The organism is Corynebacterium sp. MSK310, from assembly GCF_030227355.1.
Classification (GTDB): domain Bacteria; phylum Actinomycetota; class Actinomycetes; order Mycobacteriales; family Mycobacteriaceae; genus Corynebacterium; species Corynebacterium rhinophilum.
Genome location: NZ_JASPFZ010000004.1, coordinates 99,119 through 120,236, shown reverse-complemented (window position 1 = coordinate 120,236; position 21,118 = coordinate 99,119). Strand labels below are relative to the sequence as shown.

The window sequence follows — 21,118 nt, the reverse complement described above, 5'->3', positions numbered from 1 at the left end:
GAATATTAAACATGTAGACTTTTCCCAGTTTAAGGAATCAATACCCAGATAACGAATAAGGATGCCTATGAGTTCCCCCGAATTATCACAGCCAGCTTTAAACCGCGCTATGACGGAGGCCGTGGATTTCGTCCACGCTGAAGGTTGGGACGCCCGCCCCACCATCTTCGCGCTTGTTCCCACCCACCTAGTGGCGGACCAGCTAGCGGCCATGGATGAGGAAACCGCGTCCCCGCTGACCCTTATCGTGCAAGACAACGTCCCGGAAAACATCGAGCCAGGCTCCGAGGAATTGGCTGATTACGTCTCCCGCTTGGCCTGGCCGCGCGAGGTCGCAGGCGCCATCTTGGCCCAGGAGATCAAATTCCGGGATACCTCCAGCGAGGACCCCTCCCCTCGCCCGGCGCGCCTGTATTCGGGTGCCCTGCGCGAGGAAGGAATTGAGACCACCTTGCTGCAGCTGCGGCCCACCGAAGAAGAGCTAGAGGCAGCAGGTCCCTTTGCTGAGGACGATATTCAGCTCCGCGGCGGCCCGCAGGTGGCCCCTGGCGTGATCGCCGCTTTGCGCTATGGCCTCAACCAGGATCCGGATGAACTAGACTAAGTGGCAATTAAGCCCGCAACCAAGGAGTTCTATACAGTGCGACGCCTTTCCTTCTCCCGCCGTTCTTCTGCCCGTACCGCTACCGCGGCGGCGCTACTAGGGCTCAGCGTGGCTGCGGCAAGTTGTTCCTCCGGTGCCGATGCGCCTGACGATGCCCCCGTAGAGACCACCTCTGCGGCCACCACCACAGCCTCTGAGAACGACGAGGAGTCCGCGGCATCGAGCACCGAATCCTCTACGGAGTCAGAATCAGCAGCCAAGGATGAGGACGAGGCTTCCGAAGAAAGCACCACCCGCGAGCCGAGCGCTAGCAGTGAGCTGGATAAGTTGGTGGCCAAGGTCTATGACGTTTATAAGTCGCTGGCGCCCAAGGACCTATTCGCCCAGTTTGAGCGCTGCGATTCCACCGGCGGGGATTCTTCCTACAATTGCTCCGGCCCTAAGGTGGGGCAATTCCAATTCTTTAAGTCCCACTCCAAGGCCTCCCAGACCACCCAAGTCCTTACGGAGTTGCGCAGCTCCCATGCCATCGAGGACGATGGCGATCGCGTCGTCGGCTGGTCTACGTTGGGCACCACCGCGGTTATCACCGTGGTGGATAATAAGGAAGGCTTGGTCATGCAACAGATGATTTCTTCTGACCAAGTGGACCCGGAGGAAAAGATCAAGGAATTGGGCCTAGTAAAGGACTAGGCCTCGGCCTTATTAGCTTTTATTAGCTGCATTCCTTGACGTCTTTGCCCGCTGCAAAGTCCTTCATAGCCGCCACGGCATCGTCGAGGTTTTCTACCTGCGCAATGGTCATATCGCCGTGGTCGCTGCCGGCCGCCGCTGAACAGTTGTCCTTAGGCGCCAAGAAGAGCTCGGCGCCTGCCTCGTGCGCGGCGGCGATTTTATGCTCGATGCCACCAATTGGCCCAACCTTGCTATCGGCCTGAATGGTACCGGTGCCGGCCACGAAGGTACCGCCGGTTAAGTCTTCATCGCTGAGCTTATCGATGACCGCCAGGGTAAACATCATGCCCGCTGACGGCCCGCCGATATCCTGCAGGTTATAGTTCACCGAAATATCGTCCTTGGGCTGCGATAGCATGGCTACTCCCAGCAGCGCCTTGCCCTTATCGTGCGGGTTTTCGCCCAATTCAATCTCTTCGCTGAGGTCTTTGTCCCCACGAGTGACGCTGATTTTTACCTTATCGCCAGGGCTTTTGTCCTTGATGATGTCTTGGACCTCGCTCGGCTCGGTGACCTCGGTGCCATCGACGGCGGTGATGACATCGTCCTTTTTAAGGTGTTCCGCGGCGGCGCCGTCCTCGATGACCTCGGCCACGGTGATTTTGACCGGCAGGTGCAAATAGTCCATCGCCGCAATGGTGGCTGCGGATTCAGATTGGGTAAAGGCCTGCTTATTGGATTCTTGGACCTCTTCATCGGTCATATTCTGCGGAATGACGGTATCGATGGGCACCAAAGTGTCATCGGTAAGCGCCCAGCGCCCCAGCGCCTGCGCCAAGGTCATATTGGTGCGCACGGACACAGTGGTCATATTGAGGTGACCACTGGGCTCATAGGTCTTCGGCGCCTGCACATCAACAACTTGGGTGCCATCAACCTCGCCCAGCGTATCCACGGTAGGGCCAGGGCCTTCGGCGGCATAAGGAACGGTCAGCGAGACATCGGTGCCCGGGATATGGTCAAGCGATACCAACGCACCGGTAAGCACAACGGGGATGGCACCCCAGGCGATGGTGCGGACGCGACGGCTAGCAGGAGAATTCACGAAGCAATAGCCTACAACCTTTGGCGTACTGTTCGCTGTCAGCGTTGCTGTGATCATGGAAACTTTCCGCACGGTGCCGGTAGATTGGAGCGCATGAGCAACGGATTCGGTTTTTCTTTCCCAAATAACGATGACGACGATAATGACGGCCGTCGTGACCAGAACCCGTTCGGCGCATTCGGCGGCGGTAATGGTGGCGGCCTCGGAGACATGCTGAACCAGTTCGGTCAGATGCTATCCGGCATGGGCTCGTCCATGAACTCGCCCCAGAACTCCGGGCCGGTCAATTACGACATGGCCAAGCGCATCGCCCTTCAGCAGATCCCCAAGTCAAAGAGCATCAGCGCGGAAGATTCCAAGGCAGTAGAGGAATCGGTGCGCTTGGCGGAGCTGTGGCTTGACGATGCCTCCATTCTCCCCACCGCTTCCGGTGCCACGCAGGCATGGGATTCCAAGCAGTGGTTGGAAGAAACCATGCCCGCTTGGGAGCGCATGGTCACCCCGGTGGCCCAGCACATGAACGATGCCCAGCTGGAGTCCATGCCGGAAGAGGCCCGCGAAATGATGGGTCCAATGACTAAGATGATGGGCCAAATGTCCAGCATGAATTTCGGTATGCAGCTAGGCCACGCCTTGGGCGATCTGGCCAGCCAGGCACTAACCGGCTCCGACTTTGGCCTGCCCATCGCCCCGGCCAATACGGTGGCGCTTTTGCCGCATACCATTCAGAAAGTCGCGCGCGAGCTCAACGTTCCTGGCCAAGAAGTACTGGTGTACATTGCCGCGCGCGAGGCCGCCCGCCAGCGCTTGTTCAAGCACGTGCCGTGGTTGGTAGAGCGCATCGTCTCCTCCGTGGAGGAATACGCCATCGGTTTGGTCATTGATACCTCCCACATTGAAGAGCTTGCCCGCGAGCTCAACCTAGAATCCGGCGATCCGCAGGCCATTCAAGAGGCAATGAGCAAGCTGCAGGGAATGGACCTCTCCCCGCGCATTACCTCCAAGAACACCGCTGCCGCATCAAGGCTAGAAACCCTGCTGGCCTTGGTTGAGGGCTGGGCCGAGCACGTCGTAAGCGAGGCCTTGGGCGATCGCATCCCCTCTACCTCCAAGCTCACTGAAGCCTGGGCGCACCGCCGCAGCACCGGCGGGTCTGCCGAGCAGGCTTTCAGCAAGGTCGTGGGCATCGAGCTCAACGCCCCCAAGGTGACCGAGGCCGCCGAGCTGTGGCGCCGCGCCACCGTTGCCGTGGGTGCAGAGAAGCGCGATAAGGCCTGGGACCACCCAGACTTCCTGCCCACCGCAGAGCACCTCGATAACCCGGCTGCCTTCATCGATTCCCTCTTGGATGACGAGCCGGATGAGGGTTTCGAGGAAGAATTTGCCAAGCTCGAAGAGATGCTCAAAAACGGCGAGGACTCCGAAAACAAATTCGAAGAGGACAAGGATTCTGCAGAGGACCAGGATTCCAAGGGCAGCGACGACGGTGCCGACAGCGACGAGAGCACCGATAAGGACAACGGCAGCGAGGATAAGTAGCTCGCGTTAACCGCCCCAGCGCTGGTAGGCCTCGAGGTAGCCCTTGGCCCGCTCGGCGTGGGGTGCTCTATCGGCCCACTGCCAGAAATCGCGCCCATGGCGCGGGATGAAGGTATGGGTCAGCTCATGGATGATGACCGAATCCAAAACATAATCCGGCACCTGCTGTAGCCGGTTGCTCAGCCGGATATCCGCGGTGGAGGTAGTACAACTACCCCACCGCGTATTTTGATTGCTCACCCAACGGATAGAGCCAATCCAAGCACGCCCTTCCAGGTACTGCGCGTTGAGCTGTTCGGCGCGCTGGAGGAGCGCCGCATCGGTCTTCGCCGCACCACCGGTTTTCTTTTCTAAGCGCGCGAGCATGTCCTGTACCGCCTCGTTTTCCTCACGGGCGGACATCCAGGCAGGAATGCGCACTTCCAATACCCCGGCCACCATGCGCGCCTGCACCGACTTTCGCCGCCGCGCAGAACGGATAACCTTGACCTCAGGGTGGTTACTTCCTGGTGGTTGCGTGCTCGACATGACAGGCCATTGTACCTGTGGTGCAATGGACCCACATGCGGCGCTAAGCCGTATTTGGGGTGATCGAGGGGATTCGGGGGAAGCAATGACTGCCTCACAAGGCACGACTCAACTTGTGACGTTGGCGCCAGGGTGTGGCGTATTTTGCCGCGAGGATTCCGTGGTGCAATTTGGGATGGATGCCACCCGGGTGGCGGTGGCGGAAACGGGCAATGCGCCGGGTATAGCGCGTGCTTTTGCCACCGCCCATCGGCCGGTCGACTCTTCCGACTTGGCGGCGCGGTTGGAAGCGGCCGGCTTGGATCGCGCTGCCGCCAGCAGCCTTATCGATGATGCCCTAGCCTATGGCATCCTCTGGCCCCTGCCACCGCATCCCAAGAAGCCTGAAACCATCATCATGCTGGGTGAGTCCCCGCTCGCTGTGGAGCTACGCGCCCGTTTGACGGCAGATGGATACACGGTGCGCATCCCCCTGGATGAGGACAATATCTTTTCCTATATCCACGACCTCGATGGGCTTTTTACGGTCCTTGGCATCGACCAGCTCCACTGCCCCATCGATTGCGCCAATGCGCTTGCCGGCACGCCGACGACCTGGCTGCCCATTTCTTTACTGGATAACCGCGGCATCATCGGGCCCCTGCGCGTAAAAGGGCAAGGCCCCTGCCCACTGTGCATTCACTTATTCCGCGTGGATGCGGATCCACAGTGGAGCACCATTGCCTCCCAGCTCACCAGCGTGCGCAGGCAGCCAGAAAAACTAGTCATCGATGCTGTAGCGGCCCAAGCACAGGTGGTGATTCGCCGCTTAAGCAAGCGCCCCTTACCACCAGGCGCGCCCACGGCCTTCCCACGGCCTGGGCAGCAATGGGAGGTAGACGTCTACGGCCGCCACCAGCAACGCACGGCGATCGCCCATCCGCGATGCCCGGTGTGCTTCGGCGGCAAGGTCAACCTGGCTACAGCCGCACAGAGCGAATGACCTCCAGGATTTGCTCGCCGTAGCGCTCCAACTTATTGGGCCCTATTCCGGAAATGGACAGCAGCTCCGCCTCATCTGCCGGCAGCTCTTCCGAGATGGCTTGCAGCGTGGCATCCGTAAAGATGACATAGGCCGGAACCTTTTCCTCACGGGCCACCTGCGCGCGCCACGAGCGCAGGGCGGAAAAGACCTCGTCATCGCCATTGCCCTCACAGTCTTCATGCCGGCCAATGACCTTTTCCGCCGGGGTCTCTAAAACCCCGCTGCATACGCGGCAGCGTTTCGGGCGGCGGGAGCGGCCACTCCCTGCAGAAGATTCCACGCCGGGCGCGATGCCGTCGAGGAACCGGGTGCGTTCCCGGGAGGCTCGCGAACCGGCGGTCTTCGCCAATGCCCACGACAGGGCCAGGTGCTCGCGGGCGCGGGTAATGCCTACATAAAACAGGCGGCGTTCTTCCTCAATCTGCTCATCGCCCGCCTTAATGGCGTGGTTGATGGGCATGAGTTTTTCGCTCAGCCCGACGAGGAAGACGGCGTCCCATTCCAAGCCCTTCGCCGCGTGCACCGTAGCGAGGGTCACGCCCTCCATGGCGGGGGCTTGCTTATCGGTGGAGCGGCGCCGCAGCTCACCCAGCACCCCATTGAGATCGATACCCGGGGTGGATTCCACGATCTTTTCGATCAAGCCCACCAGCGCGTTCAGCGATTGCCACCGCTCGCGGGCCTGCGCACCCTGCGGTTCGGTGGCGCTGAGCCCAAGCTCCACGAAGGCGGTCCGCGCAATCGCCACGGGGTCCTCCGGCAAATCATCGCGGCGCGTGGCGGCGATGAGCACGCGAATGGCCTCCAGAATCTCCGGGCGGCGGAAGAAACCTTCACCGCCGCGGACTTGGTAGACCACTCCGGCATCGGCAAGCGCCTGCTCGAACTGTTCCGACTGGGCGTTAATGCGGTACAAGATGGCAATTTCTGAAGCCGGCACACCCTGATTGAGCAGTGTCAGCACCTGCCCAGCCACCTCCTGCGCCTCATTTTCCTCGGACTCGTAGGCCTTGAACGTCGGCTCCGGCCCGGGCTCGCGCATGCCCTGCAGCTCCAAGCGGGTGCCCGCCGCGCGCCCCGTAGCCTTGCCGATGACCCGGTTCGCCAAATCCGTTACCTGCGGCGTGGAACGATAGTCGCGCTGCAGCTTGACGATGGTCCCGTCCGGATAGCTGCGCGAAAAATTCAGCAGGTACTCCGGAGATGCGCCATTGAAGGAATAGATGGTCTGGTTGGCATCGCCCACCACGGTGAGATCATCGCGATCACCCAGCCAGGCGTTCAGCACGCGCTGCTGCAGGGGCGTGACGTCCTGGTACTCGTCAACGACGAAGGTGCGGTATTGCTCGCGGAAGGTCTCCGCAATGGCTGGGACGTTTTCGATGGCGCCCGCGATGTGCATGAGCAGGTCATCGAAGTCCAGATGCATCATATCCGGCGTGGCTTTGGCCTTTTCGTAACGCCGGAAGGCCTCGGCCACCTTGGCGGCATCAGCCGGGGCGGTGCGATCCGTTTCCGCGATGACGCTCTCATAGTCCTCCGCGCTGACCAGTGCGGATTTCGCCCATTCGATTTCCGCCAGCACGTCACGGATCATGTCTTTGGAATTATCCAGCCCCACCGAGCGCACCGCGCGGGCTACCAACGGGAATTTATTATCCAAAAGCGTCCATGGCAGATCGCCTGCGACCTGCGGCCAGAAATACTTCAGCTGCCGCCGCGCGGCCGCGTGAAAGGTTTGGGCCTGCACGCCAGCAACACCCATCATGCGCAGGCGATCCCGCATTTCTCCCGCCGCACGCGCGGTAAAGGTCACGGCCAAAACTCGCTGGGGGTTTACGAACCCTTGATCCACCATGTTGGCGATGCGATAGGTAATGGTGCGGGTCTTACCGGTGCCCGCGCCCGCCAAAATGCACACCGGTCCGCGCGGGGCGGTGGCCGCGCGGCGCTGATCCTCATCCAGCAGGGACAAATCCGGCTTACTCACCGTGATACCACTCCATAATCATCGTGTGTGCGATAGAACCCGCGGTGGCCAGCGGAAGCTTAGGCAGCTCGGCGCGGGTCACCCAACGAATTTCTTCCAGTTCCCCATCAGTATGGCAGGTGGCCTGGACATCCGATGTCTCTGCGTGAAAGCCCAGCATAAGCGAGCCACTCGGCGGCCACGGCTGGGATCCCCAGTAACGAAGATTCTCAATGCGCCGCCCAGTTTCCTCCATGGTTTCGCGGGCAAAGGCGTCCTCAATGGTCTCGCCCGGCTCCACGTATCCAGCAATCAAAGAAAAGAAGTTATTGCGCCCGCGATTGCGCGCCAGCAAAATCTTCTCCTCGCCCTTGAGCTCAATAAGGCCAATGACCGCGGGGTCCAAGCGCGGGAATACCATGCGGCGCGAATCCTGCGGATCGCGGCCAACGATACCCGGCGTTGGATAGTCCAACGGTTGGCCTGTGCGTGGATCGAAGCGTTGCTCCAACCTGTTGCGGATCAAGGCAATCGCCTGCATGATAAGGGAATTATCGGCGAAAAAGGTCGCAGGTTGCAGCTGCCCTATCCCCCGTGCAATTGCTTCCGGGCAGGCAAAAACGTGCAGCGTGCCGATGTCCACCATCTCCGGAGTTCCCACACCTTCCGGCAATTCCTCCACCAACGCCGCGTCCCCACTCGCGGTGGCGGGCACTAGTCCCGTGTGCGTTACGGGCAAATACAATTAATCCTCCTCGTCATCATCTTGCACTTCCACGGGTTGTTCCAGATCGTGCTTGATATACAGCAGGCGGTCGCCCGGTTTCAGTGCGGAGGCATCAGCAGTATCGACGCGGTGGAGTTCGTTATTGCGCAGCACCGCGAGCACGATATCCGCCAGGTGGCGCGGGTTGGACCCGACCTCGAACTCGCGCACGGCGCGCTCAGATACCGAAAAGCCCTCATTAGGAGAAAGCAGGTCTTCCATCATTTCCACCACGGTGGGGGTCACGGTGGCAAGCCCCAGCAGGCGGCCGGCGGTCTCTGCGGACGTCACCACGGAATCGGCACCAGATTGGCGCAGAAGGTGGCGGTTTTCGGACTCGCGCACCGAGGCCACAATCTTGGCCTTGGGGGCAAGCTCGCGCACCGATAGGCAGCACAGCACCGCGGTATCGTCCGAGGACGGGGTGACCACTATGGAGCTCGCGTGCTCCACCCCGGCCACCTTAAGCACGTCCTGCTTGGTTCCCGAACCAAAGATGGTGACCAGGCCGTGGTGCTCCGCATGCGCCAGCGACGCGCGGTTATTATCGATGACCACGATCTGGGAGGTGGGTACGTCATCTGCCAAGAGCGCGGCGACTGCCCCGGCGCCCTTCGTTCCATAGCCAATAACGACGGTGTGGTTACGCAATTGTTTTCTCCAGTTCTGGATTTCAAAGGTGCGGCGGGCCTTGTCCGTCAGCACGGAGAGCGTCGCACCAACCAACAGCACAAGGAAGACGAGGCGGGCCGGGGTGATAAGTACGAGGTTAATAAACCGCGATTGCTCCGTAACGGGAACGATATCGCCATACCCCACTGTGGTCAGCGTGACGGCGGCATAGTAGGAGGAATCCAAAAGCGACATGTCCTCGCTATAGCCCTCGCCGTCCAAGTACACCACGACGGTGACGAAGATGAGTATGCCAAATGCCCACAGCGCGCGTTTGGCCAACTGGCGCCACGGGCTGGCATTTTGATCCTTGGGCACAGTGATGACATCAAGGAGCGCGTGATCAGGTTGCGAGGACAACTCGACTTGGGGCAAAAAGCGCTGTTTAATACGCCCTTTGAACACCTTCGCACGTTTTCTGGCCACTGGCCCAGCCTTCTTTTCTGGATCGATTTTTCATTCCGCCGGTTATACGGGGACGCAACTATCCATTCATCGTCCGCATTCCGTCCCCATACCTTAGCCCTAGTGGCCTGCTACTGACGATTCAAGCAGGCTACGCAGCTCCTCACCTTGGGCTAAAGTATCTGGCTCAAAAGTATAACCATCGTGAACGTAATGGAAAGCGGCGCGGATTTTATCGCCGCCGTGGATGCGCCGCCAGGCTTCGGCATAGACCGCCAACTGGATCTTCGCCGCTTCCATAGCCGCCCCCTTCGGTGGCCGGCCAGTCTTCCAGTCCACCACCATCCACGCGCCATCTGCCAAGCGGAAGACGGCATCCATTCGCCCGCGCACCACAGCGCTGCCGATGGTGATTTCGAACGGCGCCTCCACAAAGTCCGGCTGGCGCTCCGCCCATTCGGAGTTCAGGAAGGATTCCTTGAGTTCTTCCAGGTCGAAGTCCTCCGGCTCATCGATGCCCGGCAATTCCTCTTCTCCTAGCAGCGCGGGGCTGCCAAAGCGCTCTTCCAGCCATGCGTGGAAGGCGGTGCCCCGCTTGGCATAAGAATTGGGCTTAAACGGCACCGGGCGGCGTTGCCGGCGCGCAAACTGTAGCGGATCACTGCCCAAGGCCACCATGTCAGAGGCGGTAAGCTCGCTGGGAAGTTCCACATCCACTACCGGTTGTTGCAGAGACTTGTATTCCTCAATGAGCGCGCCCGCATCCTGTTCCCACAACTCGAAGGTCTCGCCGTGGCTTAACTCAGGAAGGTCCTCCATGGCCGCTAACACCGCATCCGCGCCAGCCAGGGAATCCGGATCGGCTTCAAGGGCGGGGAAGAGCCCGCTTTCTGCCGCATTAGCCGACGTTTCCACCGGCTCTTCGGGCACAGTCCACTCCCCCACGTACTGGGGGAAAGATTCTTTTAGCCTTTCGAGGTACTCATACGGGCCCTTCTTGGCCTTGCCCGACCGGTTATTAGTACCGGAGCCGGTAACAGTCAACGTGGACTCGGTTCTGGTCAAGGCCACATAAAACAGGCGAGCCGCTTCCTCCGCATTATGCGCGCGGTCATCATCCAAGAATGCCTTGCAGGCCTTTTCGAATTCGGAGCGAGTGACCGCATCTGGTGATACCTCAATGTAGTCATCTTCACCGGGTACCTTTTCAATCTTGGACAAAAAGGTCTCTGCCTGTGCCTTATAGCTTGAAGAATCCGCGCGCACGACATAGACGTGCTCCCACTCCAGGCCCTTGGCTTTATGCACGGTCATGATTTGTACGCGATCCGTGGAAGCAGGAACTTCCCCAAGCCCAAGGCCATCTTCATGTTCGCGAGCGAGCTCCAAATAATCTAGGAGCGCATACAGGGAATCCCCATGGAATCCGGCGACGATATCGGCGAATTTATCCAGGTGGGTGGCTCCCCCGGCGCTGCCGCGGGCAAGAACCTCGGTACGGATATTGAAGATGGCCTCGATGTCAGCGAAGAGATCGCTTAAAGGCTTGGACAGCGAGTAAGTGCGCAGGTAGCGCAGCTTGGCAGATACCTCTTCCATGCGCGCTAAGCCCTCCGGAGTATAGCGATCGCGCTCGCCGAGGTCTGCCAGGGCATCGGCAAGCCCCACCGTCTGATCTGGGCCCTCGGCCGTAAGCTGCGCCAATTGGGCGCGCAGATACTCCTCTGGATCCATGCCCTCTTCCCATTGCAGGCGCTCTTGCTTCGCCCCCGCCAAGTTGTTTTGCCGCGCGGCAAGGGCTTGGATATCGCCCATGCCCAGCCCGCAAATGGGCCCGGCGAAAATGCGGAGGGCCGCTTGAGCATCTTCCGGCCGCACCAACATGGTTGCCAGCGCTACGAGGTCCTGGATTTCCGGTTGCCACAGCAATCCACCTAGACCATTGATTTCATTGGGCACATCGACGGCATCCAGGGCAGCTGCAATGGCTGCGGTTTGCCGGTTGGTGCGCACCAATACCGCTGCGCGAAAACCATCTCCCTCGCGCGCTTCCCACTGCTGCCTTACTTTCTGGGCAATAAAATCGTGTTCCTCGTCCTCGCTGGCGAAATAGCCCAGCTCAATCTCGCCTTCTCCCTTGTGCGGGGCCGCATGCAGCTCATCGACGGGGCGCGGGCCGCCCGCAAAGACCCCGGCCGCCACCGAGTTAGCCAGCTCCAAGGCACCCGACGGGTTGCGCCACGAGGTAGTCAGCTGATCCTTGGGAGCAGGGGCGCCATCTGCTTGCGGGAAATCCTCCACGAATGCGGTGAGGTTTTCTGAGGTAGCCCCACGCCAGCCATAGATGGCCTGCATGGGATCGCCCACCGCTGTCACGGAAATGTCTTTCTGCTCCCCGCCAAAAAGGCTGCGCAATAATACTCGCTGGGCATAAGACGTGTCCTGATATTCATCCAGCATGACCACGCGGTAGCGCTGCGCCTGTTGCTTGCCCACCGCTGGGTGCGATTGCGCGAGGCGCGCTGCCACAGACATCTGCTCGCCAAAAGTGATGACCTGCTGTTCTGCCTGCGCGCGCTTGAGTTCCTCGATCAATGGCACGTACTGCACGCGCAGATCCTGGACATTGATGTGGTCCTGCAGTTTCTTGGAATACTCGCCCTTCGTCCTCGGCGCCTTTTCCAGGTTGTCAATATCAGCGCGGAAATCCCGTGCGAACTCGGCAATATCATCCGGATCCTTCAAGGAATTGTCCATATCGGAAGTGATCTTGAGCAGGGTTTCCGTGATGGAACCCAAGGTCTTTTCATCCGATAATTTACCGCCGTAATTTTTCACCACGTCATAGGCAATGGCAAAGCGCTCCGCCTCCGTGATAATTCGCGCCGAGGGCTCGACCGGGACCAAAAGGCCGTATTCGCGCACGAGCTCGCCGGCATACGAGTCATAGGTGGCCACGGTGGGTGCGATATTGTTAAGCGCCTCTGCGGCAGGGCTACCGGGGACGATGAGGCCGGAATCGCGCAGCTGAATCAGTTGGCGGCGAATGCGCTGTTCTAGTTGCTGGGCCGCCTTGCGCGTAAAGGTTAGCCCCAGTACTTCTTCTGGGCGCACGTAGCCATTGGCCACCAAATAGACCACGCGGGAGGCCATGGTTTCCGTCTTACCTGCACCCGCGCCGGCCACCACGAGCTTGGGGCCAAAAGGACCCTCGATGACGTGGGCTTGTTCCTCAGTAGGTGGGTAATCCTTGCCCAGTGCTTGGGCTATTTCTTCCGGGGAAAAATTCTGCTTAGGCATGGATGGTCATCTTTCCTTCCTCCTGCACCGGGCAGATGGTACGAATGGGGCACTTATCGCAATCTTTATTGGTGCGCGCGGTAAGTTGCGGACCACGCAGTTCCGCTGCCAGTGGTGGCAAAAGTGCGGAAAATTCTTCCAGCGCCTCTGCGGTGAGCTGGCTTTGTGTGCGCGTGGTGATTTTGCTGGAATCTTTTCCGGGATAGACAAGAACTCCGCCTGCGCGCGGCATCCCTTCGCCATCGCGCACGCGCTGCCCGTCAAAGCTTCCCCGGGACAAGGCCAATTGGTAGGTCATTAGCTGGCGGTTTTCTTCCGCCTCTGCCTGCGTCGCTGCAGATTTACCGGTCTTGAGATCCACGACCAGGTAATTTCCGTCTCCATCCTGCATCAAGCGGTCCATGAAGCCGCCAACCCGGATATCCGGGGCGACCTCGACGTAGACGGGTACTTCTACCCCGGCGAGTTCATTTTTGACCTCGGATTGCTGTGCCCATTGCTGCGTGCGCTCCAGCAGGCGGGAGAATTCTTCCAACTTGCTCTGTAGTTGCCACTGCGGAACATCCAGGATGAGCTCATAGGCTTCCATGACGAGCAGGCGGGCCTTTTCCGCATCCATGCCGCGGCCGATGGCCTCCAAGAAGGCGTGTGCCATGGTGCCGCGCAAAAGGTGCTCGGCGCCGCTGGAATCTTCGGCCAAGTTTCCCACAATCGCCTTGAGCGGGCAGTTGAGCAGCGCTTCGACCCGGGATGGCGATAGGCTCTTGCTACCGCGCAGCTGCGTATGCGATGCCACAGAGCGCGCGGAAAACCACTGGTCTGGATGGGCGCCTGGGATTTCCGCCTGCGCTAAGCGCGCCAGCTGCCGGGCCGCTTGGCGCCGCTCCGCCTCGCCAGAATCTGGATTCGTGACCACGCGGCGCAATTGCGCCACAAAGGAAGGAACGGACAGTACCGCCACGTCGAGGGGATCGACCTCGAGTCCATCGCGCAGGGACACCGGTGCCGGCTCGGGAACGTCCAAGCCCAGCTCGCGGGGGAATTGGGTGGCGCGCAAGGCGCGGCTGGCTTCCCGGCGCGCCATTGTCCCGGGCACATCTACCCCGCGCCCGGTAAATTCCGCGATGAAGCGGGAAGGTTCTGCAAAGGCATCCTCGTTGGGATTTTCCACCGCAGCGATGAGTAACCGGTTCCGGTGGCGCGTGGTGGCGACGTGGAAGAGCCGGCGCTCTTCGGCCAGACGGGAGGCAATGTGGCTAACAGGGGTATCAGGCTCAATATCGCGGTCCAGGAGATCGATGAGATCTTCTTGGCCAAAAATGGACCCGGTCTCCCCCAGCGAGGGCCACGCGCCTTCTTGTGCTCCTACGACGATGACGGTATCCCATTCGCGGCCGACGGCGCCGTGGGCGGTGATGATCTCCACGGCCTGCGGGATGGCGGTACGGCGGTCGCGCACGCCGGTGGGCAGTTCTTGTTCGGTGATGTGAGTTAAAAAGGACTGCAGCGAGGAGCCGGGTCGGCGCTCGGAGTAATCACCGGCAGCATCAAAAAGCGCCATCATGGCATCGAGGTCACGATCCGCCTGCGAGCCGGTGGCGCCGCCGCGCAAGGCGGATGCCTGCAGGCGCATATCCAGCTCGGTAGCGCTCCATACCTCCCACAGGATTTCTTCCACAGAAGCCTGGGCTTGCACGGCCTGCCTGCCCGCGGAAAGTACTGCGCGCACGCGCTCTAGGATGGAAAATTCGCGTTCGGTGAGTTGGCCATTGAAGTCCGGCAGCTCGCCCTGCAAGAGCTCGCGCAGGCTATCCATGCCGCGCGCATCGGGCGCCCACCGGCGCAGACCGCGAATCAGGCGGCGCAGGGTGACGGGATCCGCCCCTCCCACTGGACCGGTCAGCAATTCCTCGAGCTCCACATTGCTGAGGTCTTCTTCCAAGGCGCGCAGGGCGAGGAGCATGGCAGATACTAGGCGTTGTTCTGCCAAAATCACGTCGGTCGGGCTGATGTGTACGGGTACGCCGGCGGCCAGCAAGGTGCGGCGCATCTGGCCTATATCCGCCGTCGAGCGGACGATGACGGCGATATCGCGCCACTGCACGCCATCGTCCAAATGGCGGCGACGCACGGTATCGGCCACCACATCGCGCAGGCGGCCCTCAGAATCCACGATGGAAACGCAGGCCGGGGATCCGTTGCGGTGCGGCTGCGAAAGCTCCACGGAGTGTTCCGCGGGAAATTCTTCAAGGAATTGCGAATTAGCACCGCGGAAGGCAAAGACGGATTGGTCCGCATCACCGCCGATGACCAGCAATTGTGCATCGGGGGCCAAGCGGGAGATGAGCTTGCCCGCGGTGGGATCCAATAGCTGGGCGTCATCAACCACGATGGTGTGCCACGGGTGTGAATTCGTAAGTTCTGGGCGCAGCAAGACTTGGTTGACTAGCTCGGCCGCGGAATAAGAATGCGCACCGGAAAGTGCTTGGACGCGTTCGTATTCGCGCAGGAACATACCGGCGGCAACCCACATTCCACGGCCGTACTTAGCCCCGAGGCTCTCCAAATCCGCGGGGCTTAAGCCACGTTCGATGGAGCGCAAAAGAAAATCGCGCAATTGGCGGGCAAAGCCTACATACTCTAGGGCGGGGCGAACTTCCTCCGGCCATTCGCCGTGGCCGGATTCAGCGTGGCCTTCGAGCAATTCCCGGATAACGGCATCTTGTTCCGCGCCGGTGATAAGGCGCAATTCCTCGTCGCTTGCACTGCGCAGGAGGGCAAAGGCCAAGGAGTGGATGGAGCGGACCATGGAGGATTGCGCCGCATAATCTTCGAGGCGCTCTGAAAGCTCACGGCGCAGGCGGGCGCCGGATTCCTTGGAGGCGGCAACAACGAGGATGCCGGAGGGATCTGCCCCCGTCTCCTGGGCGCGGTCGAGGGCATGAATGACGGTATCGATAAGAAAACTGGATACGCCGGTTCCGGCGGTGCCGGTTACCTTCCAGGTACCGGTTTCCGGCAGCTCAACGGGCCAGGAACGAGCGTGTGCGGACGGGGTGCGGGCGATGAGTCGTACCTCTGGCGACGGCGGTAGGACCACTCCCGCGCGGGCGGTGGAATGGGGATTGTAAGTCACCGCCCCAGTATCGCAGATGCCCTAGACACAAGAAACTGTTCCACCCGCTCAATATTAGAACGCACATTCGAGCGTGACCGCGGATTCAAATCATTGATATGCCGGCGGTAGGACACAGCCCGCAGCAAAAGCTCCTGCATACCCGGCACGTGGCCAAACCGCTGGCAAATATCATCATCTACCACTTGCGCGATCAAACCGTCCACGATCACGAGCGCGGCGCTCCACCCGGCTGGGCGCGCGGATTGACTCGGCACGAGATCCACGATTCCCGGTGGGTGCGCACCATAAAAGACCGTGGTGGTCAGCAGGGCGGTATGGGCGGTGACCAAGGGGACATCGGCAAGCGCGGCCTTATCGTAGGCCTCCCCCGTCTCCGCCCATGCGGTGCGCTCCGCGCGGGCAAAGGCATCATCGCGGTGCGTACCCGGAGGTGCTGGCGCATTAGCCATGGCATCGTCCAAACGAAGTGCCGTCTGCGCCGCTTCATCGATACGCCCGGTGACCTCGCCGGGAAGGAACTGCGTCGCCTTCCACCCGGCCGCGGTATGGCGCCCATCGCTCGCGAGAACCGGCCGCGATACCCGCGCGCCCGGCACGCTGAGCTTTTCGCGCACCTTGGCAGACCACGCCGCGAAGGGGCCAGCCTGGGAGTAGACCACGTCGCCCACCTTAATGCCGTTATCCCATACCGGGCCCAGCTGATCGCCTTGGGCCCGGCGCGATCCTGTCGCACCGGTTTCTGCGTGGAAGGCGCTTAATACATGCTCTGGGGGAAGCGGCATCCAGTACTCCTTATTGGGGTTGGTGGGGATCCTTTTGCTCCGGATTGGGATATGGCCACGGGTTAGGCTCGCAGGTCACATCCTCATCAGGATAGACCTCCTTGGGATTGCGGTCATGCAATTTTTTATTGTTCAAACTCAGCGTCTGCTGCATCATTACCGGGGCCAATTTGCCCTCGCCGCCGCACTGCTGGTGGGAGGCATAGCCAATGGCGTGGCCCAATTCGTGGTTGATGACGTACTGGCGGTAATTGCCCAAATCGCCCTCAAAGGGCGTGGCTCCGCGCACCCACCGCGCCTCATTAATGATGGTGGTGGATTCGCCGGTAAACATGGTGTGGCAGGAGGTTTCCGTCTCGATCTTCTCTCCACACCGCTCCGCGGCCGTGCCCAGAGAGGTCAGCTGGATGCGGGTATCGGGATCGTCTGCGGAGGCAACGTGCTCGAATTCGAAATCACCTTGGGCGGTCCACCCGCGTGGATCCGCAAGGGTTGCCTCCACCATTGCGGCAAAGGCATCATCACCGCCGTAGGGAGCGGTATTGAGCCCATCTTCCACCTCGATGGAGTAGCGCACCTTCTTCTCGCCGCCTTCACCGGCTACAGCACCGGGGCGGCCGATTGCGTGGAAAGTGCCCTTGCCCTTTTTGGTGAAGTCACTTCCAGGGGGCATCTCACTAATCTCGCGCTCTACCGCCTCCGCATTTGCGGGATCCGGGCCCGTGAGATCTTCGTGGGTAGGAGTGGCGGCGGCGGTAGTCTCCGCGCTGGATGCATCGCCATTGTCATCGGCCGAAGAGCCAGACGCGATATCCACAACCACCCAGACGGTAAGCAGCACCATCACTGGGATAGCCACCACACGCCACCAGCCGTAGCGGCGGGCGAACCGAACCACCGGGTTCGGGTGATCCGGAATTCGCCCATGGCTCTGCTGAGCCTTGCGATTCTGCCTACTTTCCATAGGCATTGAGGGTACCCGGTTGCCTATTCAAAACTGAATTAGCAAACCTTTAAAAGGCCCCAGGCTTAAGCGCCGGCGAATCCGACGGACTGCTTCTTAGCGGCGCCAACCTCGACGTACACCACGCGGTCCGTGCGCACGAGGTACTTGCGACCCTTGTCATCTTCTAGCTCCAACGTGGAGTTTTCCGCCAGGGCGCTATTAATCTTTTGCGTCAGCTCCGCCTGCTCGCCACTGGTGCTAATAATCAGCTCGCGCGGGGTATCTGCAAAACCAAACTTGATATCCATAAAAATTATCCTCCTTTAACGAGAGTTTTACATGCCAATGGCCCCACTATAACCATCCCGGCTACTATCAAGGTGTGTCTGTCATAAAACCCCAGCCACCGACCTTCGCGGAACTCGGCGTGGCCGCCGAAATCTGCGATGGGCTCGCTGACCGTGGCATCGCGCGAACCTTTGCAATCCAGGAATTAACCCTGCCCATTGCGCTCAATGGCCAAGACCTCATTGGCCAGGCGCGCACCGGCATGGGCAAGACCTTTGGCTTTGGTGTGCCGCTGCTCGATCGCGTTTTTGATGACGCGGATATTGCCCCACTGGATGGGACGCCGCGGGCACTTATCGTCGTGCCCACCCGCGAGCTCGCCCAGCAGGTCACCGCGGATCTGCAGGACGCGGCCGCGCACCTGCCTGTCCGCCTCGCCTCCATCTACGGCGGGCGCCCCTACGAGGAGCAGATTAAGCTCCTCCAGCGCGGCGTTGATGTGGTCATCGGCACGCCAGGCCGCCTGCTCGATCTGCACGAGCGCGGCGATCTGGTTCTGCGCCACGTCGCTATCGTGGTGCTCGATGAGGCCGATGAGATGCTGGACCTGGGCTTTTTGCCCTCCATAGAGGCCATTTTGGAAGCGCTCGACGGCAATGCGCACCAAACAATGCTGTTTTCTGCCACCATGCCAGGCGCCATCTTGAACCTGTCGCGCCAGTTCATGAATAAGCCCGTACACATCCGGGCCGAATCGGAGGCGGATGAAGTCACACACGAAACCACCCGCAAGGTCACCTTCCAGGCCCACCGCATGGATAAGGTGCCGGTCATCGCACATATCCTGCAGGCCCAGGGCCGGGGTCGCAGCATCATCTTTACCCGCACCAAACGCTCGGCGGCGCAATTGGCCGATGACCTTGCTGAGCGCGGCTTCCGCGTCGGCGCCGTGCACGGTGACTTGGGCCAAAAGTCTCGAGAGAAGTCCCTGCAGGCCTTCCGCTCGGGCGAGGTGGATATCCTCGTCGCCACCGATATCGCCGCGCGTGGCATCGACGTCGACGATGTCACCCACGTCATCAACTACCAGGTTCCCGATGATCCCATGACGTTTATCCACCGCATCGGGCGCACCGGCCGCGCAGGGCATACCGGCACCGCCGTTACCTTGGTGGGCTACGATGAGCTGGCGAAATGGCAGGTTATCAACGATGAGCTAGGCCTAGATTCGGCCACGCCGCCACAGTGGTTCTCCACCTCCCCGGAGCTTGCCCAGGCGCTTTCCATTCCCGCTGGTGTGCAGGAAAAGGTGGGACCTGCCACCAACGTGATTGGTCAGCTTCCGGCGCATAAGCGGTCCGCGGGACAGACCCAGACGCGACCCCAGTCGCGGTCGCGGTCCCGGTCCGGGGCTCGGCGCGGTAATGGCACGCCCCGAGGAGGGCGCCGATGACTAAGGCCCCCATCTTGCGGGCTACCGCGGCGGATTGGAAGGCCACCGGCATCATTGGCGCTATCTGTGCCATCGCGGTGGGCGGCGCGGTCGCCACCGCCAATATCCACCAGGCTGACCTGCACCAAGAGGTGGTTCCTGGGGAAGGCGATGCCGCTGTGCTTGCCGATGTCCCCTCCTCCCTCACCACCGCCTACAGCCTGCCCAACCAGCCCGTACCCGGCCAATACCGCGCCATTTCCGCCCACGGCTTGAGCATTAGCCACGATGGCGATGTGCTCACTGCCACCAATGCCGATGGCTCCACGGCCTGGACCTATACCCGCAGCGATGCCGAACTCTGCTCGCTATCGACTGCCTGGGGCAAGGTGGTTGCCACCTATCGCACGGGCGTGGGCTGCGGGGATACGGTGGCCATCAACGCCGCGACGGGCGAATATGACTCCACCCGCAGCGCTATCAATTCCCCGGACGTTATACCTGTGCAATCCAATGACCGGGCAGGGACCGTTTCTGCCGGGCGAATCGATCTATGGCGCTCAGATCTCGTGCGTACCGTGGAATACGGCGACGTAGAGGCCAAGCAGGAGGCGCAGAAGCAACCGCACGAGGAGTGCACCATTTCTTCGGCGCTCACGCGTACCGAGAACCTCGCACTGACGGAATCGTGCCCGGAGGAACTTCACACCACGTGGTTAAGGTTTCAAAACACCACCCCGGAGGACTCCCGGGAACCAGAAATGGATGCCGATGTCTCCGTCGATCGCGATGGAGCGCGGCTTATCGCGGTGGGCCAAGACGCCGCCGCGGTCTATATCCCCGGCCCAGAACCCCGCATTGAGTCCTATAACAACGAGGGCGAAAAGCTTTCTTCTACCCCCGTAAAGCCTTCCGCAGCCATCGATTCCGGCACAAGCCCTTTCGCCCCGGCCGTTGCGGATCTCCCGCACCATATGACGTGGTTTGATGGGCAGCGCCTCTACCTTTTAACGCCTAGTGATTTGCGAGTCGATCATGTCATCGACGGCGCCATCGGCACCCCAATTTCAGTGGCTGGGCGCATGCTGATGCCCACCGAAAAGGGCATAGCTGTCGTGGACTGGTCTACCGGTAAGGTACTGCGCGAAATTGCCGTCGACCGCGGAGATTACCGCGGTCCTGTCCACCTCACGTTGGCGGGCGAGACCATTGTAGAAACCCGCGGCGATACCGTCGTTGGCCTCAGCAGCGACTAAGCGAGTGCCACTCGTGGGCCCCGCGCGAGTGGCCCTTAGAAATTCGAGGCGGCCCACTCTGAGGACTCGCGTCTAAACATCAAGAGATAAAGCACCGCGACCGCGCTTAACAGGGTGATAGTCCCCAGTACCGGTGATCCACCGCTATACATTTGAAACGCGCTCGCACCCAAGATGAGCTCTACGAGGACCACGGCGCCTCTTCCCCATCGCTTTCCTTTCACCATGGCCCAGGAGCCTGCGATGACAAACCCAAAGACAATGAAGATAAAGATGGCGGTGCCAAGCCCCACAAAGCTTCCCGAACCGGAATCAGAAACCATCGAGTCATTTTCCGCGCCCACCGCTTCGCGCACGATGAGGAATATGCCAAAACAAATAACCGCGATGGATTGCACCGTGGCAATGCCTGCGCCTATAAGCACCGACTGCGGGGCACTATCCGGTGCTGCCGCTGGCGCTGCCGACTTATCTCGCTGCTGCTTATTTACGTGGCGTTTGTTCTGCTTAGACACAAATCCCCAGTCTACTAATGCGGCGCGGATTTTTTCTGTGCCACCCACGGCGGGGCCTCGATGTTGCCTGCAGTAGCGCGGGGGCAGAGGGCTGAACTGGGAGATTTGACGGTCTCTCCCTCACCACACTCACCACATAGCACCTATAGCTGCAGCTCACAGCGATTCTCACA

17 protein-coding genes are annotated in these 21,118 nt (G+C 60.6%); 6 read left to right on the top strand and 11 right to left on the bottom strand.

The annotated features are described in order from the left end of the window. The first annotated feature begins 67 nt into the window (after nt 1-67). Nucleotides 68-604, top strand: coding sequence for a PPA1309 family protein (locus QP891_RS05200; RefSeq protein ID WP_284770000.1), 537 nt, complete (start codon nt 68-70; stop codon nt 602-604). Between the two features lie 36 nt (nt 605-640). Beyond that, a complete protein-coding gene (locus QP891_RS05195) occupies nt 641-1,297 on the top strand; it encodes a beta-N-acetylglucosaminidase (RefSeq protein ID WP_284805870.1) in 657 nt (218 codons plus the stop codon). Nucleotides 1,298-1,319: 22 nt separating this feature from the next. Here the strand turns inward: QP891_RS05195 and QP891_RS05190 are convergent, their stop codons facing one another. Then, nucleotides 1,320-2,384 carry a YlbL family protein gene (locus QP891_RS05190; protein WP_284770002.1) on the bottom strand — a complete coding sequence of 355 codons (1,065 nt, stop codon included), beginning with the start codon at nt 2,382-2,384 and terminating at the stop codon, nt 1,320-1,322. Nucleotides 2,385-2,477: 93 nt separating this feature from the next. Between QP891_RS05190 and QP891_RS05185 the strand changes: the two genes are divergently transcribed. Next, entirely contained in the window at nt 2,478-3,923 is a 1,446-nt protein-coding gene (locus QP891_RS05185; protein WP_284770003.1) for a zinc-dependent metalloprotease, read from the top strand. A 6-nt stretch (nt 3,924-3,929) separates the two neighbouring features. On the opposite strand, the gene QP891_RS05180 is transcribed toward QP891_RS05185, so the two are convergent. Continuing rightward, nucleotides 3,930-4,451 carry a M48 family metallopeptidase gene (locus QP891_RS05180; RefSeq protein WP_284770004.1) on the bottom strand — a complete coding sequence of 174 codons (522 nt, stop codon included), beginning with the start codon at nt 4,449-4,451 and terminating at the stop codon, nt 3,930-3,932. Between the two features lie 85 nt (nt 4,452-4,536). Between QP891_RS05180 and QP891_RS05175 the strand changes: the two genes are divergently transcribed. Next, complete coding sequence (locus QP891_RS05175) at nt 4,537-5,433, top strand: hypothetical protein (RefSeq protein WP_284770005.1); 897 nt, start codon at nt 4,537-4,539, stop codon at nt 5,431-5,433. Here QP891_RS05175 and QP891_RS05170 read toward each other — a convergent pair. The 8 genes from QP891_RS05170 to QP891_RS05135 all read right to left on the bottom strand — a co-directional run bounded on the left by QP891_RS05170 (nt 5,411) and on the right by QP891_RS05135 (nt 17,762). After that, nucleotides 5,411-7,465 carry an ATP-dependent DNA helicase UvrD2 gene (locus tag QP891_RS05170; RefSeq protein WP_284770006.1) on the bottom strand — a complete coding sequence of 685 codons (2,055 nt, stop codon included), beginning with the start codon at nt 7,463-7,465 and terminating at the stop codon, nt 5,411-5,413. The two genes, QP891_RS05175 and QP891_RS05170, sit on opposite strands and share 23 nt — an antisense overlap. Next, the gene (locus QP891_RS05165; protein WP_284781742.1) at nt 7,458-8,189 is read right to left on the bottom strand and encodes an NAD(+) diphosphatase; all 732 of its coding nucleotides are present in this window, start codon (nt 8,187-8,189) and stop codon (nt 7,458-7,460) included. Before QP891_RS05165 ends, QP891_RS05170 begins: the two co-directional genes overlap by 8 nt. Next, nucleotides 8,190-9,308: a potassium channel family protein gene (locus QP891_RS05160; protein WP_284770008.1), complete on the bottom strand. Its 1,119-nt coding sequence runs from the start codon at nt 9,306-9,308 to the stop codon at nt 8,190-8,192. A 99-nt stretch (nt 9,309-9,407) separates the two neighbouring features. Continuing rightward, nucleotides 9,408-12,587 carry an ATP-dependent helicase gene (locus QP891_RS05155; RefSeq protein ID WP_284770009.1) on the bottom strand — a complete coding sequence of 1,060 codons (3,180 nt, stop codon included), beginning with the start codon at nt 12,585-12,587 and terminating at the stop codon, nt 9,408-9,410. Next, on the bottom strand, nt 12,580-15,687 hold the full coding sequence (locus tag QP891_RS05150; RefSeq protein WP_284770099.1) for an ATP-dependent helicase: 3,108 nt from the start codon (nt 15,685-15,687) through the stop codon (nt 12,580-12,582). Before QP891_RS05150 ends, QP891_RS05155 begins: the two co-directional genes overlap by 8 nt. 32 nt (nt 15,688-15,719) lie before the next feature. Next, nucleotides 15,720-16,508, bottom strand: coding sequence for a hypothetical protein (locus QP891_RS05145; RefSeq protein ID WP_284770010.1), 789 nt, complete (start codon nt 16,506-16,508; stop codon nt 15,720-15,722). A gap of 10 nt (nt 16,509-16,518) precedes the next feature. Then, the gene (locus QP891_RS05140; protein WP_284770011.1) at nt 16,519-17,472 is read right to left on the bottom strand and encodes a DUF3152 domain-containing protein; all 954 of its coding nucleotides are present in this window, start codon (nt 17,470-17,472) and stop codon (nt 16,519-16,521) included. 65 nt (nt 17,473-17,537) lie between these two features. Further along, a complete protein-coding gene (locus QP891_RS05135; protein WP_239269424.1) occupies nt 17,538-17,762 on the bottom strand; it encodes a DUF3107 domain-containing protein in 225 nt (74 codons plus the stop codon). Nucleotides 17,763-17,836: 74 nt separating this feature from the next. Between QP891_RS05135 and QP891_RS05130 the strand changes: the two genes are divergently transcribed. Beyond that, a complete protein-coding gene (locus tag QP891_RS05130; protein ID WP_284805873.1) occupies nt 17,837-19,195 on the top strand; it encodes a DEAD/DEAH box helicase in 1,359 nt (452 codons plus the stop codon). Further along, nucleotides 19,192-20,430, top strand: a complete 1,239-nt coding sequence (locus tag QP891_RS05125) for an Rv3212 family protein (RefSeq protein ID WP_284770013.1) — start codon at nt 19,192-19,194, stop codon at nt 20,428-20,430. The genes QP891_RS05130 and QP891_RS05125 overlap by 4 nt, the downstream gene beginning before the upstream one ends. 35 nt (nt 20,431-20,465) lie before the next feature. Here the strand turns inward: QP891_RS05125 and QP891_RS05120 are convergent, their stop codons facing one another. Next, nucleotides 20,466-20,945, bottom strand: a complete 480-nt coding sequence (locus tag QP891_RS05120) for a membrane protein (RefSeq protein WP_034658073.1) — start codon at nt 20,943-20,945, stop codon at nt 20,466-20,468. Nucleotides 20,946-21,118 lie beyond the last annotated feature (173 nt).

Bases quoted from the DNA above. Each gene is read 5' to 3' on its own strand.
- QP891_RS05200 (WP_284770000.1), top strand. From the start codon at position 68: ATGAGTTCCCCCGAATTATCACAGCCAGCTTTAAACCGCGCTATGACG.
- QP891_RS05185 (WP_284770003.1), top strand. From the start codon at position 2,478: ATGAGCAACGGATTCGGTTTTTCTTTCCCAAATAACGATGACGACGAT.
- QP891_RS05180 (WP_284770004.1), bottom strand. From the start codon at position 4,451: ATGTCGAGCACGCAACCACCAGGAAGTAACCACCCTGAGGTCAAGGTT.
- QP891_RS05175 (WP_284770005.1), top strand. From the start codon at position 4,537: ATGACTGCCTCACAAGGCACGACTCAACTTGTGACGTTGGCGCCAGGG.
- QP891_RS05155 (WP_284770009.1), bottom strand. From the start codon at position 12,587: ATGCCTAAGCAGAATTTTTCCCCGGAAGAAATAGCCCAAGCACTGGGC.
- QP891_RS05145 (WP_284770010.1), bottom strand. From the start codon at position 16,508: ATGCCGCTTCCCCCAGAGCATGTATTAAGCGCCTTCCACGCAGAAACC.
- QP891_RS05140 (WP_284770011.1), bottom strand. From the start codon at position 17,472: ATGGAAAGTAGGCAGAATCGCAAGGCTCAGCAGAGCCATGGGCGAATT.
- QP891_RS05135 (WP_239269424.1), bottom strand. From the start codon at position 17,762: ATGGATATCAAGTTTGGTTTTGCAGATACCCCGCGCGAGCTGATTATT.
- QP891_RS05125 (WP_284770013.1), top strand. From the start codon at position 19,192: ATGACTAAGGCCCCCATCTTGCGGGCTACCGCGGCGGATTGGAAGGCC.